The sequence below is a fragment of the Halanaerobaculum tunisiense genome, from assembly GCF_054657635.1.
Window position 1 is genome coordinate 1 of record NZ_BAAHYI010000015.1, and the last position, 14,945, is coordinate 14,945.

Sequence of the window (14,945 nt, forward strand, 5' to 3'; positions counted from 1 at the left end):
TTAGCTAAAGTACATGAAAAAGTTAAAAATATTAGATTAGATTTTCTTCACAAACTGTCAACTAAGCTAATTCGTGAAAACCAAACAATTTGCTTAGAAACGCTTAAAGTGAAGAATATGCTTAAAAACTCTAAACTAGCTAAAAGTATTTCTGATGCTAGTTGGAGTAAGTTTGTTGAATTGTTAGAATACAAGGCAAAGTGGTATGGTCGAAACTTAATTAAGATAGATACCTTCTTTGCTAGTAGTCAATTATGCAATAGTTGTGGCTACAAAAATGAGAAAGTCAAAGATTTAAAAGTCAGAAAGTGGGAATGTTCTGAGTGTGGAGAAGTTCATGACAGGGACATTAACGCTAGCTTGAACATTTTAAGCGAAGGATTAAAAATAAAGGCAAGTACCACTTAGGATATGTACTGTCGGGCTGACAGGAAGTTACGCTTAGGAGATATGAGTAGTGGTTACACTCTCAGCCTAAGAATCCTCGTGGGCTTGCCCCGAGGAGGGTCAATTGATGGAACCTAAAATAGGAATTCCCCAAGCATTATTATATCATAATTATGGTCCAGCTTGGGAGAAGTTCTTTGCTGAATTAGATTGTAAAGTAGTTAAGTCTAATAAATCAACTAAAAAGATAGTTGACGCTGGAGTAAAATTAGCTAATGATGAAGCTTGCTTGCCAGTTAAGTTATTTTTAGGTCATGTGGAATATCTAAAAGAAAGATCGGATTATATTTTTATTCCTCGAGTAGTTAGTGTTGATTCTCAGGAGTATTTATGTCCTAAGTTTATGGGACTACCTGATATGGTAAGATATAGTGTAGAAGAGCTTCCTCCGCTATTGCATCCTACAGTTAATTTAAGAAGAAGTAAATTAAATTTAGTTAAGCCTGTTTTAAAGTTAGGGACTAGATTAAATAAAAGCTATTGGCAAGTGTTAAAGGCTACGTGGCAGGGTTGGCAGGCCTTAAGAGACCACTATCAGCAATTAAGAGCTAAGAGTCAGCAAGCTGATTATAAGATTGCCATTTTAGGTCATGAGTATATTATCCATGACTCCCATATTAGCATGGGCTTAGTAGATCAGCTAGAAGAGATGGGATTAAATGTAGTTACAGCTGATATGTTACCTGATTCAGCAATTGAAGAAGGATTGTCCTATTTATCAAAAGATATGTTTTGGAGTCTTAGTAAGCGGATGTTAGGAGCAGCTTATCACTTCTTCTTTCGCGAGGATATTGATGGGATTATTCAATTAACTGCCTTTGGTTGTGGTCCTGATTCTCTAGTAGGAGAAATGATTGAAAGAGAAGCTAAAGATAAGAGCGAACAGCCCTTTATGTTTTTAAATTTAGATGAGCATACTGGGGAAGCAGGATTGCGGACTCGGTTAGAAGCTTTTGTAGATATGATTCAGTGGGAGGGGGCTTAAGATGAAGGTTACTTTTCCTCATATGGGGAATATGGATATCGCAGTTAAAACTTTATTTAAGGAATTAGGATTGGATATTATCTCGCCACCTAAAATTACTAAACGGACTCTAGAGCTAGGGGTTAAAAATGCTCCTGAGTTTGCTTGTCTGCCTTTAAAGATTAATATAGGTAACTTTATTGAGGCTATAGAAGAGGGAGCAGATACAATTGTGATGGGTGGGGGAGCTGGCCCTTGTAGATTTGGTTATTATGGTGAAGTGGAGCGAAAGATTTTGGAGGATTTAGGTTATGATTTTGAGATGATTGTTTTAGAACCACCGCAGTTAGGTTGGAAGAATTTTTATGATCAACTAAAGTTTTTACTAGGCAATATATCTTGGTGGAATATAATTAATGCTTGGCGGAAAGGGTGGGCCAAAGCTAAAGCAGTAGATAATTTAAGTCAGTTAATTAATCAGACTAGACCTTATTTAGTGGATCGTAAAGAAGGGACAGAAGTATATAATCAAGCTTTAGAACAAATAGACCAAGCTGTTTCAATTTCAGAAACTGAATCAGTAGTAGAAAAGATAAAGAATAAACTGAATAATTTAAACAGAAGACAAGGTTTTGAACCCTTGCGAGTAGGAATGGTAGGAGAAATTTATGTAGTACTAGAGCCTTTTACTAACTTTCAGTTAGAAAAAAAGTTAGGTGAGCGAGGGATTATAGTGGATAGATCAATTTATCTAACTGATTGGATTGAAGAACATCTCTATTTAGAATTTTTTAAAGACAAAAGTCACCACCAACAAATAAAAGAAGCAGCTCAACCTTATTTGAATCATTTTGTAGGTGGTCATGGTTTAGAATCAGTAGGGGAAACAGTTCTTTACGCTGAGGATGGTTATGATGGAGTAGTTCATTTAGCTCCTTTTACCTGTATGCCAGAAATTATAGCAGACAGTATCTTACCTGCTGTTAGTAAGGATTTAGATCTTCCTGTTTTATCTATTAGTGTTGATGAACAGACAGGAGAAGCAGGGTTTATTACTCGTTTGGAGGCCTTTGCTGACCTGTTGGCCCGGCAAAGAGAAAGTAAACAGGAGGGACAAGTTGTATGAAGCAAGGATATTTAGGTATAGATGTAGGATCAGTAAGTACGAATCTAGTAGTTGTTGACCAGAAGCAAAATTTAGTTGATAAATTATACTTAAGAACAAATGGGCAACCAATTGCAACTATCCAGAAAGGATTAAGCCAGATAGAAGAAAATGATGATTATCAGATTTTAGGGGTAGGAACTACCGGAAGTGCTAGAAAATTAGCTGGGGTAATTGTAGGAGCAGATGTAGTTAAGAATGAAATCACTGCTCATGCTGTAGCTGCTTCTAATGAAGTGCCTGGAGTACAGACAATATTAGAGATCGGGGGCCAAGATTCAAAATTAACTATTCTCCGCGATGGAGTAGTAGTTGATTTTGCGATGAATACTGTTTGTGCTGCTGGTACTGGATCATTTTTGGACCAGCAAGCTAGTCGATTGAATATCCCTATTGATGAATTTGGTGATTTAGCCTTAGAAGCAGAAACACCAGTTAGAATAGCAGGCCGTTGTTCTGTTTTTGCTGAATCAGATATGATTCATAAACAACAACTAGGACATAATCTAGAGGATATTATAGCTGGTTTATCACAAGCTATGGTCAGAAATTATCTTAATAATGTAGGACAAGGTAAAGAGATTTTAGAGTCTATTGTCTTCCAGGGAGGAGTAGCAGCTAATAATGGGATTAAAGCAGCTTTTGAAGAAGAATTAGATGCTGAGGTAATTGTGCCTGAGCATCATGATGTGATGGGAGCTATTGGTTCGGCGTTGTTGGCCCAGGAAGAAGTAGGGGGTAAATCACAGACTCGATTTAAAGGTTTTAGTACTACTGATTTTGATTATCATGCTTCTAGTTTTGAGTGTGATGGCTGTGCTAATCGCTGTGAAATTATAAATATTCACCAAAATGATGAAATAATTGCTCGCTGGGGTTCAAAGTGTTCTAAATGGGAAGCAGTGTAATTGATATATTGTGTCACCAGAGGTGACACAGTCGTCAGTAGATTTATCATGAAGTGGTCGTTAGACCCGAAAGGTGTGCTGTGTGCTATCAGCCAATTCAAAACCTTTAAGTTTAAAATCGAACCCCTTAAAATTACTATGGCTTCAGAGGTTGAACTAGGTTTATAGTTTTGAATTGAAGAATTTGACTTAGCTCACGACACACAGCAGATAGCTGATAGCTGTGGCACGAAAGTGCCACTTTATATCAATATTAAATTAATTCTAATAATAAAAATATTTTTCTCCTCCATAGCAAATGATAAAATAAAGGAGGAAAAGAGATGAATAAAGAAAAATTATTAATTCGGATTGAAGATTTAAGAAAGGAACTACATGAGCTTACAGAGAATGGAGAAGTTAAAGAAGAAGTTTTAGAAAAAAGCCAGCAGCTAGATAAGTTATTAAATAAGTACTATAAATTAATAATGGATAATTAAACTACTTTAGAATTTAATATAAAATAAGACAGCCTGATTAAAGGTTGTCTTATTTTACTTTATAATTATTATTTTACATAAGATCCAATTAATTATTGACAAATGACAGATTATTAACTATAATATAGATGTATAGAACTGACTAGTCAGTTCTATACATCTATATTATTTATAAATAGGAGGGACAACATGAAAAAAATATTAAAAGGGCCGTGGATAGTTATTGCAATAATCAGTCTTATTACTATATTTTTAGCCATCCAAGTACCAAATATAAAAATTAATAATGCTGTTAAAATATTTTTACCTGACAATCATTCAGCAAAAGTTACTAATGAGCAGATGGAAGAAATATATGGAAGTTCGGATATGATAGCTGTAGCTATTAAAAATCAAAGTGGAACTATTTTATCTCAAAAGAATATTACAACAATAAAAAAAATAACAAGTGACCTAGAAGGAATAATTAATGTAGACGAAGTAACCTCACTTACTAATGCAGATTATATTGAAGGAACTGCTGAAGGAATGAAAGTTAATGATTTGGTAAAAGATGTACCTAATAGCGAAGAGGATGTATTAAAATTAAAAAGTAAGCTTATTTCTTGGGACTTATATAAGGATAACCTCTACACAGATGAATTAAATGCTACTCAAATTAGTGTTGATTTGAAATCAGGACTCACAATTGAGGAAAAAGAAAAAAATTATTCTAAGATCAAGGAAAAGTTAAAAAAATATAAAGATAGTAACTTAAGTTTCCATATTGCAGGTAGTCCTGCTATTAATGTATTAATGGGAAATAATATGCAATCTGATTTGAAAAGACTAATTCCGTTTGTGATTGGTGTTGTCTTAGTTTCTTTATATCTTTCTTTTAGGAATTTTGGTGGAGTAGCTTTACCTATGTTGACAGTTTTAATCAGTACAATTTGGACTTTAGGAATCATGGCTTTATTAAATATTCAATTAACAATGGTTTCAACTGTTATTCCAGTCTTATTAGTTGCAGTGGGAAGTGCTTATGGGATTCATATCATTAGTCATTATTATGATGATTTAAGAGAGAAAAATGAGAAAATAACTGAAGATGAACATCGCCAAATGGTTTTAGAAACAATAAGAAAAGTTGGTAAACCAGTTTTATTAGCGGGCTTAACTACTATTGTAGGTTTTGGATCTCTAGGAACAAGTAATATAGTTCCTATTAAAGAATTTGGGATTTTTACAGCAATTGGAGTAGCAACAGCTTTGCTTGTAGCTTTGACTTTAATTCCAGCAATTTTATTAGTTAGACATAAAAATTTGAATTATAGTAAAAATCAAAATAATGATCAGAATCTAATGGATAGGTTAATTCTTGGTTTATATCATTATTTTTCTAAAAAAAGAATTAGAGTTTTAGCTCTAGCTTTAATTATCATTCTTATCTCTAGTTATGGTATTTCTCAGATTGTAATTGATAATGTAATGATTGAAATGTTTAAAGAAGATACTAAAATTAGGCAATCAGATCAATTTATAAATAATAATTTTGCTGGAACAAATATTCTTAATGTCTTAGTAGATGGAAAAGGAAAAGGAAGTTTGACTAATCCAGAAGTTTTAAAACAAATGGGAGAATTAGAAAATTATTTAACTGCTAAATATGATGAAGTAGGTAAGGTTACTTCAGTTACTGATTTTATCAAGCGGATGAATAAAGCAATGAATTATTCAGAAGAGGAGACTACAACCTCAAGAGATAATTCGGCTGAATCTAGTTCTAGTGAGGAGACGACAAGTAGCTTTGCAGAAGATACAACTAACTTTGGGACAGAGACTACTTCTGACTTTAAATCAGATTCTGATTTTGGAACTGAAAATAAAGTTGAGTCCCAACAAGATAAGAATGATAGGGTAGATATAAAGCCTCCTTCAAAAAGTAAACTATCAGAAAAAGAAATGATAGTTTTATTAAATAACGCTATTGTAAAAGCTAAGAAACTAAATTTAACTGGGGAAGAATTAGTTGAAGCTGTAAATGAAGAATTAAATTATAAAGGGGCAGCTTATAATGAAATACCCTATAATTCAGATAAATATGCTGCTGCTAATAGAAAGCAACTAAAAAACCTTATATCTCAATATTTATTAATGTATTCAGGAAGTTTAGATGATTTAATTAATGATCAACTAGAGCCTTCCAAAGCAAGGATGAGTGTGCAAATGACAACCGGAAGTAATATAGTTACTAAGAAAGTTAAAGAAGATATTAAAGAGTATGTGGCTCAAAACTTTCCCCAAGGTTATCATGCTGCAATAGCTGGTCATGCTAATATGTCTTTAGCAGTTAATAACTTAATAGTTTCTAGTCAAATTAGAAGTATTTTAATCTCATTATTAATAGTATTTTTGATAGTAGCTATTAATTATAAGTCACTAATAGCTGGATTTTATGGAATAATTCCTTTAAGTGTCTCTTTATTAATTAACTTTGGCGTGATGGGATTTACAGGAATCAAATTAGATATAGCTACTTCAATGGTAGCTTCTATTGCAATAGGAATTGGAGTTGACTATACTATTCACTTCTTAGCAGGTTATTGTCATGAGCGACAGAAGACAGATGATTTAGATGTGGTTTGCCAAAGAACTTTACTAACTTCTGGGAAAGCAATAATTTTTAATGCTGTTTCAGTTGCAATTGGATTTGCTGTTTTATTATTCTCTAATTTTACTCCCTTAGTTAATTTAGGTTTATTGGTAACATTAACTATGGTAACTGCTTCTTTAGCTTCAATGATTATATTACCAGCTTTATTGAATTTATTTAAGCCTAGATTCATAAGTAAGTCTTCAGTAGCTGATAAAGAATCAAGTGTAAGTTTATAAAAATAAAGGAGGAATGAAGATGAAGAAAAAAACATTAATTTTAGTCTTGGGATTAGTTGTAGTTTTAAGTACTAGTGCATTTGCGATGACTGGAAAAGAGGTTATACAGCGAGTAAGAAATAGAGATGATGGAGAAACAATGCATGCCTTAATGGGGATGGATTTAGTAGACAAAGATGGAGAAGTAAGCCCTAGAACTTTAGAAGTATGGGGCGAAACTTATAATCAAGCAGAAGATTTATCGAGAACGGTTATGGAATTTAGGACTCCTGCTTCTGTGCAAGGGACTAGATACTTACAAATTGAGAATGAAAATCGAGACGATGATAAATGGATTTATTTACCAGGCTTAGGAAGAGTGAGAAGGATTGCTGCTTCACAAGGAGATAGTGCTTTTATGGGCTCTGATTTTACTTATGATGATATGGAAACTAGAGAAGTAAAGGAAGATAAGCATAAATTATTGCGCCAAGAAAAGTTAAAGGAATATGAATGTTATGTAATAGAGTCTGTACCTAAAGATTTAGAAGGTTCTCAGTATGCCAAAAGGATTTCTTGGGTAACAAAGAAACACTTTATTCCAGTTCGAGTAGAAATGTATAGTAAAAAAACAGGAGAAGTACAAAAAGTAATGAAAGTAAAACAAAATATTAAAAAGATTCAAGGAATCTGGACTGTCTTTAGGACTGTCATGATAGATAAGGAGACTGGCCACTCTACTAGATTATATATTAAACGTAGTAATTCAGGAAATCCGTATATTGAATATAATAAACAAATTAATTCAGATAAATTTACAAAGAAATTCTTAAGAACAGGAAGATAAGTAATAGTTAATAGTATATAGTATTTCTTTTATGGTTTTAATTGTAAATTGTAAACTGATATAAAGTGGCATTTTGCCACTTTATATCAATATTACAAAGGGGGTTGATTAAGAATGAAGCGCAGAAGAAGAATACTAACTTTATTTTTAATTGTTTTACTCAGTATGAGTCTACCAGCTACAGTTTTAGCCAATGAAAGTGCTTTTGGAGAATCAAGTAGTTCTAACCAGAGTGCATTTGGTGATGAAAATACAGGATTTGGAATTGATTCTACTGCATTAACTTGGGGCGGAACTTTAAAACTAGATACTAGAGCAATTTTAGATAATGAAAATGAAGATTCGGTAGTTGATTCTACTCCAGATTTAGATTTAGATTTGAATTATCAAAACGATAAGTCTGAAGTGCAGGCTACTTTGAATTTTAATGATTCCACAGAGGATACAGCTAATATTGAAGAAGCATTTATGAGATTATATTATGATAAATTTGATTTAGTAGTAGGTAAAAAGAAAGTAGTCTGGGGTACAGGAGATAAGTTACATGTAGTAGATAATTTAAATGGAGAGGATTTAACTGATTTTGTTAATCCAGAGTATCTAGACCGGCAAATAGGTGAAGAAATGGTCAAAGTAGATTATTATCTAGATAATGGTACACTAGAAGCAGTTTATACGCCAGAGTTTACTCCTGATAAGTTAGCTACAGAAGGTAATTGGGTTACTAATGATGTAAAATTATTTAATCAAGCAGGAGGAATATTAAAGGGTTCAGGAAATTTAGTATTAGCATCTGAATTAAAAGATAAATTAAGTCCTACCTATAATGAAATTGAAGATGGGCAGTTAGGTTTGCGGTATACTACTTCCCAAGCTGGTTATGATTATGGTTTTTCTCTTTATCAGGGGCGGATGAAAGAACCTAGTATGAATATAGAGGCTGTTAAAAGTATTGAAAATGAAGTTGAAAAATTTAAACCTGAATCTACATTATCAAATGACGATATAAGTAAGATTGAGGAAGAGATTGATCAAGAGATTGATCAAATCAATCTACATTATGATCGAGTAACTGTTTTAGGAACAGAGTTTAGTTCTGTGATTGCCGGGATTAATTCTCGAGCTGAATTAGCTTATTATTTAACTGAAGATACGGCTGGAGATAAGCCAACGGTTCATAATAATAAAGTAGCTTGGATTATTGGTGGGGATAGAGATTTACCAGTACATAATGTAAATGTTAATTTACAGGTTAAGAGTGAGTTGATTTTAAATAATGATGAAATTAAAAATGATAATGATATTGATTATAATGAGAATGGAGATTACTTTACTAATCTGGCTTTATTAAAGGTATCAGATAAATTTAAGAATGAAACAATATTACCAGAGGTTTCTGTAGCTTATAATATTGAGAGTGATGATTATATGTTAGATAATGAAGTAGAGTTTAAACTTAAAGATGATACAAGTTTAAAAGTAAATTATAAATTATTTGGAGGCGCTGACGATACTCAATTTGGTCAATTTGCTGATAATGATTACTTATCTGCTACATTCGAGTATGATTTTTAATAAATGAGTGAGGAGCTGAAATTATGCACCCCAAAAAAGAAAGGATTTTCACAGTAGCGGTTGAGAGATTTTCGCAAAAAGGATCTACAAGTACAACTATGAATGAAATTGCTAAAGAAGCAGGAGTGGGAAAAGGAACATTATATCGGTATTTTGATGATAAAGAGGGGTTGATTTCTTCCTTAATAGAAACAGGATTTGAAGAGCTAATTGAACAAGTACAACAAGCTGTGGTTGATTTAACTGATCCAGTAGAGAAGTTAGAGGAAGTAATAGCTATTCAACTTGAGTTTTATAATCAGAATCGTTCTTTTAGTAAGTTTTTAACCCGAGAAATTTGGGGTTATAAGGATAAATTTGAAGAGAATATAAAAAAGATAAGAAGTAACTATACAGTAATTGTGGAAGAAATCATCCAGCAAGGAATCAATAATGGTGATTTTAAAGAGGTAAACGCTGAAACAGCTGCTACCTCTCTAATTGGAATGGTAAATATAACGACTTTACATTGGTTTATGTTTAAAGAATCATTTCCGGTGCAGGAGATTAAAGATGATATTATCAACCTGTATTTTGAAGGTGTAATTGAGAGTTAAGATATTCGCCCTTTAAAATTGAATTAGTTATAGATTTATTGTATAGGTGGGCTATTTAGTCCGCCTATTTGTATTTTTTGAATAAAGAATTGATACTTTAGGACCACATTTATTTAACTGAGGATAAAAATATATTTAGTTTAGAATAAAGGGAAATTGATTATACTAATTATTAATTGTAGTAGTATGAATCAAAGGAGGGGGATTAATGGAAGAGACAAATATAGTTTTAGGAGTTATTGGTTCAGATGTGCATGCAGTAGGAAATAGAATTTTAGAAGAAGCATTTACTGAGGCTGGCTTTAATGTAGTTAATATTGGAGTGTTAGCGTCCCAGGAAGAATTTATCAATGCAGCTATTGAGACGGATGCTGAGGCTATTTTGGTATCTTCGCTCTATGGCCATGGAGAGATGGACTGTAAAGGATTTAAAGCAAAGTGTATAGAGGCTGGTTTAGAAGATGTTCTCTTGTATGTCGGGGGCAACTTGGTAGTAGGTAAACAGGACTGGGCACCTGTTCGAGAAAAATTTTTAGAGATGGGATTTGATCGGGTTTATCCTCCGGGAACAGAGACTGAGCAACCTATTGCTGATCTAAAAGAAGATTTAGGTATTATAGAGAAAGATTAGTGGGGTGAAGTTATGGAATTAGCCTTATTATTGGATATAGGCAGTACTTATACGAAAGGAACTGTTGTTGATCTGGCAGATGTAGAATTAAAAGCTACTGCTAAGGCACTAACAACAGTTCAAGATGATGTCACTATCGGGATCAGTAATGTCCTAGATAAACTAGAGGAAAGCGGGATTGACTTAGCTACCCTGGAATATCGGTTAGCTTGTAGTAGTGCAGCTGGCGGATTAAAGATGGTAGCAATTGGTTTGGTGCCCGAATTAACTGCTGAAGCTGCTAATCGGGCTGCTTTAGGAGCGGGAGCTAAAGTAGCTAATGTATATGCTTATGAATTAACAACTGCTGAGTTACAGGAGATTAGTAGACTAGAGCCTGATGTAATACTGTTAGCAGGAGGAACTAATGGGGGCAATCAGGATATAATTAGCAAGAATGCAACAGCACTGGCCAAATTGGATTTAGCAGCTCCAATTGTAGTAGCGGGCAATAAAGTAGCAGCAGATAAGGTCAGAAATATTCTAGAGAGAGCAGGAAAAGAAGTTTATCTAACTGCTAATGTTATGCCTAAGCTAGAGGAGTTAAATGCTCAACCAGCTCGGAAGACAATTAGACAGGTTTTTTTAGATCAAATCATTCAAGCTAAAGGTTTAGATCAGGCTAAAGAGTATATCGATCAAGTTATTATGCCTACTCCAGCAGCGGTGATGAAAGCAGCTGAATTGCTAGCAGAAGGAACACCACAGCAGGCAGGTTTAGGAGAGTTAATAGTGGCTGATATTGGAGGAGCTACTACTGATCTTCATTCAGTAGCTACTGGTGAACCTACTACAGCTGGAGTTAGTAGGCGTGGTTTGGAGGAGCCATATGTTAAAAGAACTGTAGAAGGCGATCTAGGGATGCGTTATAGTGCACCTTCTTTAGTAGAGGTTATTGGGGTTGAAAAATTATTATCCTATCTACCACAAAAAGTTACTAAAGATAGGTTAGGAGATTATATTAAACAGGTGAGAGCAGATGTAGAGTATCTTCCTAATAATAAGTTAGAACAGAAAATAGATCTAGGAATTGCTAAAGCTGCTATCCACTTAGCAATCCAACGTCATGTAGGGCATATTGAGACAGTGTATAGTCCATTAGGAGAAAATCATGTCCAGTATGGTAAAGATTTAACTGATCTAGAGCTGATTATAGGAACTGGAGGAGTTATAGTACATAATTCGCAACCAGCTGAGATATTAAAGGAAGGGTTATTTACCGACCAGGATCCTACTGTGTTAGCTCCTCAAGAACCAGATTTAATGCTTGATCAGGATTATCTACTAGCAGCAATTGGTTTGTTAGCAGAAAAGGCACCAAATAAAGCTTTTAGGTTAGCTACAAAACATCTGAAGAAATTAGGGAGGGAAGATAATGAAACTAAAAAATGAAAAGTGGGGGTTAGATAAGTTTCAAGAAATTAGAGAAGAGGTATTACAAGAATGGCCTACAGGGCAAGAAGTTAATTTAGAAGACGCGATTGAGTATCAGAAGAGTTTATCAGCAGAACAGGTTATGACCCAACAATTAGCAGAAGCTAAAGAAAAAGGCGATACTCTAATCCAACCTAGAGCTGGGGTAGCCTTAATTGAGGAACATATTGAGTTATTAAAATATCTAACAGAAGAAGGCCAAGCAGATTTACTTCCGACTACTATCGATAGTTATACGCGCCAGAATAATTATCAGGAAGCCGAAGAGGGCATTAAAGAGAGTAGGGAAGAAGGACGGTCAATGTTAAATGGATTTCCAGCAGTTAATCATGGCGTAGAAGGATGTAGACAGGTAATTGAGGCTGTAGATGCTCCAGTCCAAGTTAGACATGGGACTCCCGATGCTAGATTGTTAGCTGAAATTACTCTAGCAGGTGGATTTACTGATTATGAAGGTGGTGGAATTTCTTATAATATTCCTTATGCTAAAGATGTGTCCTTGCGACAGACTATCTGTGATTGGCAGTATGTGGATAGATTAATTGGCCTATATGAAGAACGGGGGATTTCAATTAATCGGGAACCTTTTGGTCCTTTGACAGGTACTTTAGTGCCTCCATCTATATCTCATAGTATAGCTTTAATTGAAGGTCTGTTGGCTGCTGAACAAGGGGTTAGAAACATTACTTTAGGTTATGGTCAGTGTGGTAATTTAGTCCAAGATGTAGCTGCTTTACAAACTTTAGAAGAATTAGCGGAAGAATATTTAGCTGATTATGATGATGTAATGTTAACTACTGTCTTTCATCAGTGGATGGGAGGTTTCCCCCAAGATGAAGCTCAAGCTTTTGGGGTTATTTCCTGGGGAGCAGCTACTGCAGCTTTAGGTGAAGCAACTAAAGTAATTACTAAAACTCCTCATGAAGCACTAGGAGTCCCGACTAAAGAAGCAAATGCTCAAGGATTAAAGTCTACTAAACAACTGATTAATATGCTTCGTAACCAACAGTTGCTATCTAATGAGGAATTAGCCACAGAAAAGGCAATGATTAAACAAGAGACGACTGAGATTCTTGATCGAGTATTTGAGTTAGGGGCTGGGGATTTGGCCCAAGGAACGGTTAGAGCCTTTGAGGCTGGAGTATTGGATGTTCCGTTTGCTCCTAGTAGATATAATGCTAATAATTTACTGCCAGCTCGGGATAATAATGGAGCAGTTAGATATTTGAATTATGGTAATTTGCCTTTTTCTGAAGAAGTGATTGATTTTAATCAAGAAAAGTTAGAAGAGCGAGGAGCAGTTGAAGGTAGAGAGCCTAACTTTCAGATGGTAACCGATGATATTTATGCTATTGGAAAAGGGATGTTAGTAGGACGGCCAAGGAGTTAATCAATTTACAGTTTATAATTTATAGTTTATAGTAAAGAGATCAAATTATATAAAATATCTAGCTTGTAGGTTTAAACTGTAAATTATCAACTATACACTATCAACTAATATTAAGGATGGTGAAAAAATGAAGATCACAGATATAGTTACTTCTCCCGGGTTAACAGGGTTTTATTTTGATGATCAACAAGCAATTAAAGAAGATGCTGAACATGATGGTCTTTCTTATCTAGGGGAACCGCAGACAGAAGGTTTTGCTTCTATCCGCCAAGCTGGTGAATCTATTTCTATCATGTTAGTTTTAGAGGATGGGCAAGTAGCCTATGGAGATTGTGCAGCAGTCCAGTACTCTGGAGCGGGAGGGCGAGATCCTTTATTCTTAGCTGAAGAATTCATTCCGCTAATCAAGCAAGAAATTGCTCCTAGATTGAAAGGGAGAGAACTGACTAGTTTTCGTCAGTTAGCAGAGGAATTTGATACTTTAAAGCTAGATGGTCAACCGCTACATACTGCTCTACGTTATGGACTTACTCAGGCATTATTGTCTGCAGTAGCTAAAGCTAAACAAAAGACTATGACTGAGGTAGTTACAGAAGAGTATGGTTTGGATTTAATTGCCCAACCGATTCCTATCTTTACTCAAACTGGTGATGAGCGTTACTTGAATGTAGATAAAATGACTATTAAACAAGCAGATGTGATCCCTCATGCTTTAATCAATAATGTCCAAGAAAAGTTAGGAACCAATGGGGAAAAATTATTAGAGTATGTAGAATGGCTAAAAGAAAGAGTCCATCAACTGCGCTCTAATGAGGATTATTTACCTGTTTTTCATCTAGATGTGTATGGGACTATCGGTTTAGCTTTTGCTAATGATCCGGTTAGAATGGCTGATTATTTAGAAAAATTAGCAGCAGCTGCTAAACCTCATACCTTGCGAATTGAAGGGCCAATGGACTCTGGCAGTAGAGCTCAGCAGATCGAAGATATGAAAGCACTCAAAAAGGAAGTGGCTGCTAGAGATATAGATGTGGAGTTAGTAGCTGATGAATGGTGTAATACCCTAGAGGATATTAAATTATTTGTTGATCACCAAGCAGCAGATGTAGTCCAGATTAAAACACCTGATTTAGGAGGGATCAATAATACAATTGAAGCAGTCTTATATTGTAAAGAAAAGGGAGTAGGAGCTTATCAAGGAGGAACTTGTAATGAAACAGATCGTTCGGCCCAGGTTTGTGTTCATCTAGCCTTGGCCACTAGACCAGATCAAATGTTGGCTAAGCCAGGTATGGGAGTCGATGAAGGATTAATGATTGTCAATAATGAAATGGAGCGGGTATTGAGTTTAATTCAGGCGCGAATGTAAGTCGTGTGCTGTCTGCTATGAGCGGATGCTTTTTATCACGAAAAGTTTCAGTGAAACTTGTAGGATCAGCTAATTCAAATTATTAATATCAGAATTGGGAATTGTAAATTAAACACTAGTTTTTAATTAATTTTAGTGTTTTTATTAGAGAACAATCAGTGTCCAGTGGTTAAAGTGAGTGAATAATATATAATCTATAATTATTTTAAATGTTGTAGAAAATCTTTAATGGTAGAAAACATTGATTG

Annotated in this window: 13 protein-coding genes; all 13 read left to right on the forward strand. The window is 34.5% G+C overall.

Going from position 1 to position 14,945, the window contains the following annotated elements:
• Window positions 1–408: RNA-guided endonuclease TnpB family protein (locus tag ACYQ3D_RS11305; protein ID WP_459838475.1), on the forward strand; the 408-nt coding region annotated here is incomplete at its 5' end.
• 106 nt (window positions 409–514) lie between these two features.
• Window positions 515–1,432: an acyl-CoA dehydratase activase-related protein gene (locus ACYQ3D_RS11310; protein WP_459838476.1), complete on the forward strand. Its 918-nt coding sequence runs from the start codon at window positions 515–517 to the stop codon at window positions 1,430–1,432.
• 1 nt (window position 1,433) lies between these two features.
• A complete protein-coding gene (locus ACYQ3D_RS11315) occupies window positions 1,434–2,537 on the forward strand; it encodes an acyl-CoA dehydratase activase-related protein (protein WP_459838477.1) in 1,104 nt (367 codons plus the stop codon).
• Window positions 2,534–3,484, forward strand: a complete 951-nt coding sequence (locus ACYQ3D_RS11320; protein ID WP_459838478.1) for an acyl-CoA dehydratase activase — start codon at window positions 2,534–2,536, stop codon at window positions 3,482–3,484. The genes ACYQ3D_RS11315 and ACYQ3D_RS11320 overlap by 4 nt, the downstream gene beginning before the upstream one ends.
• Before the next feature lie 323 nt (window positions 3,485–3,807).
• On the forward strand, window positions 3,808–3,963 hold the full coding sequence (locus ACYQ3D_RS11325; RefSeq protein ID WP_459838479.1) for a Spo0E family sporulation regulatory protein-aspartic acid phosphatase: 156 nt from the start codon (window positions 3,808–3,810) through the stop codon (window positions 3,961–3,963).
• Window positions 3,964–4,152: 189 nt separating this feature from the next.
• Window positions 4,153–6,837, forward strand: coding sequence for an efflux RND transporter permease subunit (locus tag ACYQ3D_RS11330; RefSeq protein ID WP_459838480.1), 2,685 nt, complete (start codon window positions 4,153–4,155; stop codon window positions 6,835–6,837).
• A 19-nt stretch (window positions 6,838–6,856) separates the two neighbouring features.
• Window positions 6,857–7,663 (forward strand): outer membrane lipoprotein-sorting protein, encoded by an 807-nt coding sequence (locus ACYQ3D_RS11335; protein WP_459838481.1) that lies wholly within the window; start codon window positions 6,857–6,859, stop codon window positions 7,661–7,663.
• A 114-nt stretch (window positions 7,664–7,777) separates the two neighbouring features.
• On the forward strand, window positions 7,778–9,238 hold the full coding sequence (locus ACYQ3D_RS11340) for a hypothetical protein (RefSeq protein WP_459838482.1): 1,461 nt from the start codon (window positions 7,778–7,780) through the stop codon (window positions 9,236–9,238).
• Between the two features lie 23 nt (window positions 9,239–9,261).
• Entirely contained in the window at window positions 9,262–9,834 is a 573-nt protein-coding gene (locus ACYQ3D_RS11345) for a TetR/AcrR family transcriptional regulator (protein ID WP_459838483.1), read from the forward strand.
• Between the two features lie 208 nt (window positions 9,835–10,042).
• Window positions 10,043–10,465: a methylaspartate mutase subunit S gene (gene glmS, locus ACYQ3D_RS11350; protein WP_459838484.1), complete on the forward strand. Its 423-nt coding sequence runs from the start codon at window positions 10,043–10,045 to the stop codon at window positions 10,463–10,465.
• A 12-nt stretch (window positions 10,466–10,477) separates the two neighbouring features.
• The gene (gene glmL, locus ACYQ3D_RS11355; protein ID WP_459838485.1) at window positions 10,478–11,896 is read left to right on the forward strand and encodes a methylaspartate mutase accessory protein GlmL; all 1,419 of its coding nucleotides are present in this window, start codon (window positions 10,478–10,480) and stop codon (window positions 11,894–11,896) included.
• Window positions 11,880–13,328, forward strand: a complete 1,449-nt coding sequence (locus ACYQ3D_RS11360; protein ID WP_459838486.1) for a methylaspartate mutase subunit E — start codon at window positions 11,880–11,882, stop codon at window positions 13,326–13,328. Before glmL ends, ACYQ3D_RS11360 begins: the two co-directional genes overlap by 17 nt.
• Window positions 13,329–13,455: 127 nt before the next feature.
• Window positions 13,456–14,697: a methylaspartate ammonia-lyase gene (locus ACYQ3D_RS11365; RefSeq protein ID WP_459838487.1), complete on the forward strand. Its 1,242-nt coding sequence runs from the start codon at window positions 13,456–13,458 to the stop codon at window positions 14,695–14,697.
• Window positions 14,698–14,945 lie beyond the last annotated feature (248 nt).

Bases quoted from the DNA above. Each gene is read 5' to 3' on its own strand.
- ACYQ3D_RS11310 (WP_459838476.1), top strand. From the start codon at position 515: ATGGAACCTAAAATAGGAATTCCCCAAGCATTATTATATCATAATTAT.
- ACYQ3D_RS11315 (WP_459838477.1), top strand. From the start codon at position 1,434: ATGAAGGTTACTTTTCCTCATATGGGGAATATGGATATCGCAGTTAAA.
- ACYQ3D_RS11320 (WP_459838478.1), top strand. From the start codon at position 2,534: ATGAAGCAAGGATATTTAGGTATAGATGTAGGATCAGTAAGTACGAAT.
- ACYQ3D_RS11325 (WP_459838479.1), top strand. From the start codon at position 3,808: ATGAATAAAGAAAAATTATTAATTCGGATTGAAGATTTAAGAAAGGAA.
- ACYQ3D_RS11330 (WP_459838480.1), top strand. From the start codon at position 4,153: ATGAAAAAAATATTAAAAGGGCCGTGGATAGTTATTGCAATAATCAGT.
- ACYQ3D_RS11335 (WP_459838481.1), top strand. From the start codon at position 6,857: ATGAAGAAAAAAACATTAATTTTAGTCTTGGGATTAGTTGTAGTTTTA.
- ACYQ3D_RS11340 (WP_459838482.1), top strand. From the start codon at position 7,778: ATGAAGCGCAGAAGAAGAATACTAACTTTATTTTTAATTGTTTTACTC.
- ACYQ3D_RS11345 (WP_459838483.1), top strand. From the start codon at position 9,262: ATGCACCCCAAAAAAGAAAGGATTTTCACAGTAGCGGTTGAGAGATTT.
- glmS (WP_459838484.1), top strand. From the start codon at position 10,043: ATGGAAGAGACAAATATAGTTTTAGGAGTTATTGGTTCAGATGTGCAT.
- glmL (WP_459838485.1), top strand. From the start codon at position 10,478: ATGGAATTAGCCTTATTATTGGATATAGGCAGTACTTATACGAAAGGA.
- ACYQ3D_RS11360 (WP_459838486.1), top strand. From the start codon at position 11,880: ATGAAACTAAAAAATGAAAAGTGGGGGTTAGATAAGTTTCAAGAAATT.
- ACYQ3D_RS11365 (WP_459838487.1), top strand. From the start codon at position 13,456: ATGAAGATCACAGATATAGTTACTTCTCCCGGGTTAACAGGGTTTTAT.